Consider the following 7,409-nt stretch of genomic DNA (forward strand, 5'->3'; position numbering starts at 1 on the left):
ACCTGCCAGTTACGCCAATTACTGACCTGAAAGTGCACCAGCAAGATTTGGTGGTAGCTACACAGGGTCGGTCTTTCTGGATACTGGATGATATAACCCCACTACATCAAATTAGCACAGAAACAGCCCAAGCTGAAGTTTACCTGTTTAAACCGAACACCGCTTATCGAACCCAGATTCGAGGCTACCGAGGTGAAAATGTGCCGACGGACAGACCGAAGGGTGCCGTCGTCTATTATTCTTTGGATGCCAACGTAGATAGTTTGTCGTTGTTAGTTTTAGATAGTCAAGGTCAGGAAATTTGCTCTTTCTCCAGCGAAGAAGAGGAGGATAAATTATCGGCCGAGGCCGGGTTACAAAAATTTGTCTGGGACATGAAGTATCCTAAACCAGATTTGGTTGACGGCGCGGTGATGTCACTAAGCTACACTGATGGGCCCATGGCCGCCCCCGGCACTTATCAGGTAAAATTGGTAGCCGACGAGAAGGAAATCATCCAACCGTTTGAACTGAAGGCTGATCCCCGCTGGGAGAGTACTACCGAAGATTTACAAGCTCAATTTGACTTAGCCGTTGCAGTACGAGATACATTGACCGCTGTACACGATCTTATTCGTACTATTCGTAGTGCCCGCACGCAGATTAATGAAATTGCCGAGCGAAGTAAAAGAGCCGAATACCAGATTAAGTTGGGGGGCGAAACAAAAGAGTTATCGGAAAAACTTACTGCTTTAGAGGAGGAATTAATTCAGACTCGAAACGAAAGCTCGCAAGACCCAATTAACTACCCAGTAAAGTTGGATAATCAGTACAGTTATTTATACACTGTGGTGCACTCGCAAGATGCACGCCCTATCCAAAGCAGTTACGACCGACTCGATGATTTAAACGCTAAGCTAGCCCAATATCGCCAACAGTTTGATGAACTACTGCAAATCGATATTCAGGCTTTTGAAGAGACCATTGAAAATGCTGGCATTCCTCGGTTAATTTTGGATAATTCATCGCGGCGGTAGTTGTAAAGACTAATAGACGCAGTTCTCAGTTCGGCGAGTATAGGTGATCTGAACGATCTTCCAACCTTCACCACTACGGTAAAGCTGAAAGGCATTCACTCCGCAGTGGCTAAAAGTGTTGCCTCGGTAAAAGCGGTAGGGAGTCCAGGCAGCAGCTAGTGCCTCATCTATCCTTATTTCGTAGTCACGCACCCGTTCATCCCACACTTCGGAATGGGGGGTAGCTAATGCCTTTAAAAACTGAGTAATGGGTGATTCACGTAGCTGAACTGTACCATCAGAATCCTCAACAATGAGAAACCGAGCTTCGGATGATAATATTGATCTCAGCTTGATGGTATCCGCAGTACGCATTCCTTCAAATAGTTGCTCTATAGTACGTTTGACAGAATCTTCGGCGGTTTGAGCCAAAATTTTTGAAGAGTAGAATATTATAAAAAAGGTTAAAACTAGGAGGTTCCGGATCATCATATAACGTATTAATTGAAATTTTAGGGAAATAATATGTATTTTAGGGAGGTTTTACGTAAGCGATGTGAATCAAAAGGCACTGATCGATGTTATATAATTGTGATAAAATTCTAGCAATAATACTGGCTTCGCGTGGTTATTGCTCAAAAGAATGCTCATATTCAAACGAATAATCTATGCTTAAATTTAAATATAATTGGATAGTAACCCTCCTGATAGTACCACTACTTTGGAGTTGTCAGGAAGATGAAGAGGTGGTCACCCCACCTATTACTGATATTGAAGTAAGCTTAGTTGACACCACTTTTCAGATAATGCGGGAGTGGTACCTATGGAATGCGGAGATGCCCAATGTCAATCCTGACGATTTTGAAACTGCGGACGCATTAATTGACGCCCTTCGTAATCCGCTGGATAAATGGTCCTATATTGAAGAAGAAGAGGCCTACGATAATTTCTTTAATAACGCTCAGTACGAAGGCTACGGCTTTCGGTGGGGGCTTGATGAGCAAGATCAGCTTAGAATTGCTTTTACCTACCGTGATTCACCTTTTGGAAAGTTGGGGGTAGACCGAAGCTGGATAATCAATAAGATTAATGGAAAGAGTATGTCTTCTATTTTGGCTAACGACGGGGTTACTAAGGAAATAGCGGAATCTACTAACACCTTCGAACTCATTGATGATCAAGGCAATATTATTACCGAAACTTTAACAAAGGCTACGATTGGTATTAATACGGTGCTTCACCATCAGATTTTTGATGTAAGTGGTACCAAAGTCGGTTACCTGGTTTTTAATAGTTTTTTGGCCACTTCCATTGATGAGCTAAAGCCTATATTTCAGGAATTTAACCAAGCAGGAATTGATGAGTTGGTGCTGGATCTACGTTACAACGGCGGGGGACGGGTGAATGTGGCGGAATATATGGCCGCCAATATTGCCGGAAACCGAGCGAGCGGTCGCAACTTTATTGAGTATATATTTAACGAACTGCAGCCGGAACAAAATCAAGATGTAACTTTTAATCAACCTGACTATCCACTGGATTTAGATAGGCTGATTGCAATAACCTCTAAAAGTACGGCTTCAGCCAGTGAGTTGGTGATTAATGGGTTAGCCCCGTTTATGGATGTGGTAGTGATTGGCGAAAATACCCACGGCAAACCGGTAGGTAGCTTCCCCTTTAAGTTCGGTGGCTACGCTATCAATCCTATCAGCTTCAAAATTGCTAATGACAATGGCGAAGGCGAATACTTTCGTGGTTTCGCTCCCGATGCTTTTGTGCCAGATGACTTAGCGCATAAGTTCGGCGATCCTCTGGAAGCTCGCTTGCAAGAAGCTTTGTACTTTATTGAAAATGGGCTATTCTTAAACGGAACTGCCCGATTAGAACCTTCGGTTGCCAAGCACCAAATTGAGTGGACAGGTTTCCGGCGGGAGATAGGTGCTTACTAAAAAAGCCATACAAAAAGCATCGCAAAAGTGATGCTTTTTTATTTTTGAACTATGTTTAAAAAAATTCATTCTACGAGTTCGTTTTTTCTCGGGCTAATATTACTTATCGTTGCGTTTTCTTGCCAGACCGAAGATGACGGTCCGGTAGTAATTAATGAGTACTTAATTGATTACGAGGAGGTTGCTTCATTTTCAGGGCAAGAGTTAAGGGTGATTGCCGCTTTTGCGGGATTTAGTGAATACCAAGATTTAATTGAGTACGGACTTACGCTTTACACAGTAACTTATTTTACCAAATTCAGGGGCGATCAAGTAGAGGCTTCGGGCGTAGTAGCACTACCTCAGGGAACCGAGCAATTTCCACTAATGCTAGCGGCTCATGGCACAATTGCAGATAACCAACGGGCCCCTTCTAATCTAAATTTTAGCCAGATCAATGCTTCAGGATTTGAGCTATTCGCATCTTTCGGTTTTGTTAGCGTTATTCCAGATTACCTGGGATTTGGTGCTTCGAGTAGCTTAGTACATCCTTATTTTGATTATGAGTCTTCAGCGCAGTCTTCGGTAGATATGTTAAAAGCTACTCAGGAGTTTCTCACTGAACAGGAAATCACCTTTAGTAATGATTTGTTCTTAACAGGTTACTCTCAAGGAGGCTATGTAGCGGTAGCCACTCTTAAGTATTTAGACGAAAATCCCGATGAACTACCTAATACGGAAGTGGTAGCTACTGCCGCTGGGGCGGGAGGTTATAATATTCGGCAAGGAATGGAGATGATTTTGCAGGGAACTACCTATCCGGTTCCGGCCAATCTAGCTTATTTAGTTTATGCGTATCAGCAGACAAATAATTGGTCTCGACCTTTAACTGACTTTTTTCAGGAGCCGTTTGCTTCTCAAATTCCTGACTTATTTGATGGAAGTAATAGCACTGGGTTTATCAACAGTCAGTTGCCAACTATTTTGAACGATTTATTTCAGCCTGACTTTCTCGCAAATATACGCAACTCATCAGATAGCGAATTTCTAACTGCTTTGGAAGAAAATAGTGTTCATGATTGGGCACCTCAAACACCATTGCGACTATTTCACGATATTAAAGACGATGTAGTTCCGGCCGAAGTATCGGAGAATACGTTTGAAACAATGCAGCAGAATGGAGCTACCGAGGTATTATACTTCCCCTATGATTTAGCTCCTACACATCAAGAAGCGGCTCAGCCAATGTATCTTCAAACTATTCCTTGGTTCAATTCCCTAAGAGATTTTTAGCTAACGATCTGACACTGTTGCTTGACTAGGCATTAAAAACATACTCTGGTCAGGAGGAATATTGTCAAAGGTGACACTCCGATATTTAGTTACCCCTCGCTGCTCACCTAATGAGTCATTTTCCCAACGATAAGAAGTTACTTGTAAGGGTACCGCCAACCCATCCACCGTTTGCCATTCGTCATAAACTCTAGCACTATATCGGTCAGCAGGCGACTGCGAGAAATAGGTGACAGTATACAATAGCACCCGCAACTGGTGAGTATCTTGGTCAAAGTACGCCCGGTATTCATCATTAGCGGCATCGCCAACATCAGATTGGTACGTAATCCGTAAACCATCGTGCATTTTCCCTTGAAACTCACGAGCTTCCAGTTGCTCATAACTAATGCCGGGATCAGCCAGAACAAATGGTAAAGCAAAGAAGTAAAACTGCAAGTTATGATAAAACCGGGCTGAAGAGCCAGGATAGGCGGAAGTGTCAGGACTAACCCATACCTGCTGACCGTCGAAGCCAATAGTATATTGGTCGTTGTTTAAGAGTACTTTTCGGGTCTTTAGGGCAATTAGCTGATGATCAACTATTTCCTCCCCTCGGTACACGTCATATTCTAGTTTTTCAAAAGATTTCCAGCGATCAAGACCACCGTGGGCTTTTAATGCTTGCTGAAGTACTGTTGGGTATTCCGCCGTAACTTCAGTTGTATTGGAAGAATTATTAGATTTAGTCTCTGCTTCGTTTTTCTCCGGTGAGATACATCCAAAGAAGAGACAAGCGAAAAACGTAGTAGCGGAAAGAAATTGGAATAGATGCATAATATGGGTAGAACACTATTAAGGATAACGGAAATTAAGAGTCACTATTCGTATGATCTCCCATAATAACCCATTGACTATTAATATTACAAAACATAGGCATTAAATGATCGCCTATTTCTCCTGCATCGCGGTCTATTGTCTAACAGCCGACCATTTGATAAGCTTCTGGAACCAATTGATTTAAGTTGATAATACGAAAGGTGAGCGGTCCCATTGCTACTTGACTGGAAAACTTAGTTTGATAGCGATGATAAGTTTTGTGAAAGCACTAGGGAATATCATCTCTAAAGCTTCCGAATACGTATGTTTTTAAACCAAATGGGGTCGCCGTGGTCTTGCAGCGCGATATGACCGGATTTTGACTTACCATAATCGGGCATATCTTTAAACTTGGTTTCCGCCACCCGCGTATTCCATTCATCGGTCCACAAGTCATACTCTACCACTTTTCGACCGTTTAGCCAATGCTCAACGTGGCCGTTGTCCACCACAATTTTCCCCTGATTGTATTCACCCAAAGGTTTTAATTGAACATCTTGGGGCTCATTTAACGCGTAGTTAGCTCCCGACATCTGATTTTTTTCTAACTCAATATTATGAACCGTGCCGTAGCTTTCGTCGTCAATAAGCTGATATTCCGGGCCGGTTTCGAAGGTACTGTTGTATTGATCATCCTCCTGCGATAGATAGATCACGCCGCTATTTCCACCTTCGGTAATACGCCAGTCAAATTCCAGTTCAAAATTTTCGTAGGTTTCTTTGGTAATCAAGTCACCTGAACCGCCGGTGGTATTCAACGCTCCATCTTCGATACGCCAAGCGGAGGTATCGCTTTTGAAATTTCGCCAGGCATCCATACTAGAGCCGTCAAACAACATTGTCCAATCGCTCTCTGCCGAGGTAGTAGCGGTCTCAGCCGAAGGTTCTTCATCGTTAGCGGTTGATACGCTATCGGAAGGGGATGAGCAACTCAGGGTTAACCAGCTACTAATGCTTAGTAAAAATAAGATACGGTTCATGTTTATAAGATTGATAATTATCTGTTTGTTCAATGGTTATATTGTTACTGGGCACTGGCAGCCGCCTTGCGGTCATTTGCAAATTGAGTTTTGGGTTTTGAGTAACTATCGATTTTTAGATGTTCAACCCTTTCACCATTTACCGTTCCACGGCGGCCCTCAACCCTTCTACACTTTTTTCGGTCTCCGGTTTCCAGTCTTCTATCTTTCACATCTGATATTTCATATTTCTTCCGACTCCTTGCCCCTCGCTCATTGCCCAGCAGCTTGACTGTTGTTAGCAAGTTGCATCGTCTTCGGATTCCACTCTACGATGCGGTTTTCGTAGTGGCTGATATTTGAAGCCAAAGCGGGTCCGGCGGCTCGTAGTCCGAATTCAGGTCCTTCAATAACTTTACTACCCGTGCGGATCGCATTGAACCAGTTGCCAAAGTGGTCAAATCGCATATCGTAACCTTCGGGAGTCTGATACATCACCTCCTTTGGTTCCTGCATTTCAGGCCGGACATCGCCGTACTTCTGGCGGTACTCTTCGGCGAACCTTTCCTGAATTTCTTTGGAGAAAGTATTGTACGTATCCCAACCGCCGTAGCCGGGGGCTTTAGCTAATTTCTTCTTCCGAATAATTACTCGGCTAGGGTCCAGTATCATTTCGCCTTCAGTGCCCACAATGCGGGTTTGCTGTCCTCCGCCGGAGCCATCCACAAAATTTACCCGAAGTGATAAGTTGAACGCCGGATGACTATCGGCCTCAGGGTAGTCGAACAAACCTAACATTACGTCGGCCACATCCCGACCATCATCCCAGTAGCGTAACCCGCCGGTGGAGTATATACGATCAGGACCCTGAGAACCGGTGATCAGATGCAGCATCGTGAATAGGTGAACGAACAGATCGCCCGGAATACCAGTACCGTAGTCTTGGTAGTTGCGCCAGCGGAAGAATCGAGTAGCATCAAAAGAAATATCCGAAGCATCGCCCTGAAACATTTCCCAGTCGCAGGTTTCCGAAGATGCATCGGGTGGAATAGAATACTGCCAGGCTCCGATAGCATCGAAGCGATCAAAGTAGACTTCAGCAAAACTCATTTCGCCAATTGCCCCCTGTTCGTATAGTTCCTTCGCTTTATGAAAGGCAATAGAACTGGCGAAGTGACTACCGACTTGCAGTGGTAATCCGGTTTCTTGTTGAGCTTTAATTACTTTATGCCCCTCATCAATATGCTGCACCATCGGCTTCTCCAGATATACTGCTTTACCTTGCTTCATCGCCTCCACCGCCATTCGGTCGTGCCAGTGGTCAGGGGTGGCGATAATTACAGCATCAATGTTTTCATCATCCAACAGCTCCCGGT

6 protein-coding genes and 1 pseudogene are annotated in these 7,409 nt (G+C 43.9%); 3 read left to right on the plus strand and 4 right to left on the minus strand.

Annotation, left to right across the window (positions count from 1 at the left end; translation table 11 throughout):
* Positions 1 to 1,016 (plus strand): annotated as a pseudogene (locus WBA23_RS13845) (hypothetical protein); the annotation flags it as partial.
* A 9-nt stretch (positions 1,017 to 1,025) separates the two neighbouring features.
* Here the strand turns inward: WBA23_RS13845 and WBA23_RS13850 are convergent.
* Positions 1,026 to 1,427, minus strand: a complete 402-nt coding sequence (locus WBA23_RS13850; RefSeq protein ID WP_424582870.1) for a nuclear transport factor 2 family protein — start codon at positions 1,425 to 1,427, stop codon at positions 1,026 to 1,028.
* 236 nt (positions 1,428 to 1,663) lie between these two features.
* Here WBA23_RS13850 and WBA23_RS13855 point away from each other — a divergent pair, with 236 nt between their 5' ends.
* Positions 1,664 to 2,944 carry a S41 family peptidase gene (locus WBA23_RS13855; protein ID WP_424582871.1) on the plus strand — a complete coding sequence of 427 codons (1,281 nt, stop codon included), beginning with the start codon at positions 1,664 to 1,666 and terminating at the stop codon, positions 2,942 to 2,944.
* A gap of 51 nt (positions 2,945 to 2,995) precedes the next feature.
* The gene (locus WBA23_RS13860) at positions 2,996 to 4,216 is read left to right on the plus strand and encodes an alpha/beta hydrolase family protein (RefSeq protein ID WP_424582872.1); all 1,221 of its coding nucleotides are present in this window, start codon (positions 2,996 to 2,998) and stop codon (positions 4,214 to 4,216) included.
* Here WBA23_RS13860 and WBA23_RS13865 read toward each other — a convergent pair whose 3' ends face one another.
* The 3 genes from WBA23_RS13865 to WBA23_RS13875 all read right to left on the minus strand — a co-directional run.
* Positions 4,217 to 5,032: a DUF6503 family protein gene (locus WBA23_RS13865; RefSeq protein ID WP_424582873.1), complete on the minus strand. Its 816-nt coding sequence runs from the start codon at positions 5,030 to 5,032 to the stop codon at positions 4,217 to 4,219.
* 287 nt (positions 5,033 to 5,319) lie between these two features.
* The gene (locus tag WBA23_RS13870; RefSeq protein ID WP_424582874.1) at positions 5,320 to 6,054 is read right to left on the minus strand and encodes a 3-keto-disaccharide hydrolase; all 735 of its coding nucleotides are present in this window, start codon (positions 6,052 to 6,054) and stop codon (positions 5,320 to 5,322) included.
* Positions 6,055 to 6,306: 252 nt separating this feature from the next.
* Positions 6,307 to 7,409 (minus strand): Gfo/Idh/MocA family protein (locus WBA23_RS13875; RefSeq protein ID WP_424582875.1); only part of this gene is annotated, 1,103 nt, incomplete at its 5' end.

The sequence above is a fragment of the Tunicatimonas sp. genome, from assembly GCF_049647865.1.
Lineage (GTDB): Bacteria > Bacteroidota > Bacteroidia > Cytophagales > Cyclobacteriaceae > Tunicatimonas.

What these genes read in the sequence shown, in the direction of transcription:
- WBA23_RS13855 (WP_424582871.1), top strand. Translation starts at nt 1,664, where the DNA reads ATGCTTAAATTTAAATATAATTGGATAGTAACCCTCCTGATAGTACCA.
- WBA23_RS13860 (WP_424582872.1), top strand. Translation starts at nt 2,996, where the DNA reads ATGTTTAAAAAAATTCATTCTACGAGTTCGTTTTTTCTCGGGCTAATA.
- WBA23_RS13865 (WP_424582873.1), bottom strand. Translation starts at nt 5,032, where the DNA reads ATGCATCTATTCCAATTTCTTTCCGCTACTACGTTTTTCGCTTGTCTC.
- WBA23_RS13870 (WP_424582874.1), bottom strand. Translation starts at nt 6,054, where the DNA reads ATGAACCGTATCTTATTTTTACTAAGCATTAGTAGCTGGTTAACCCTG.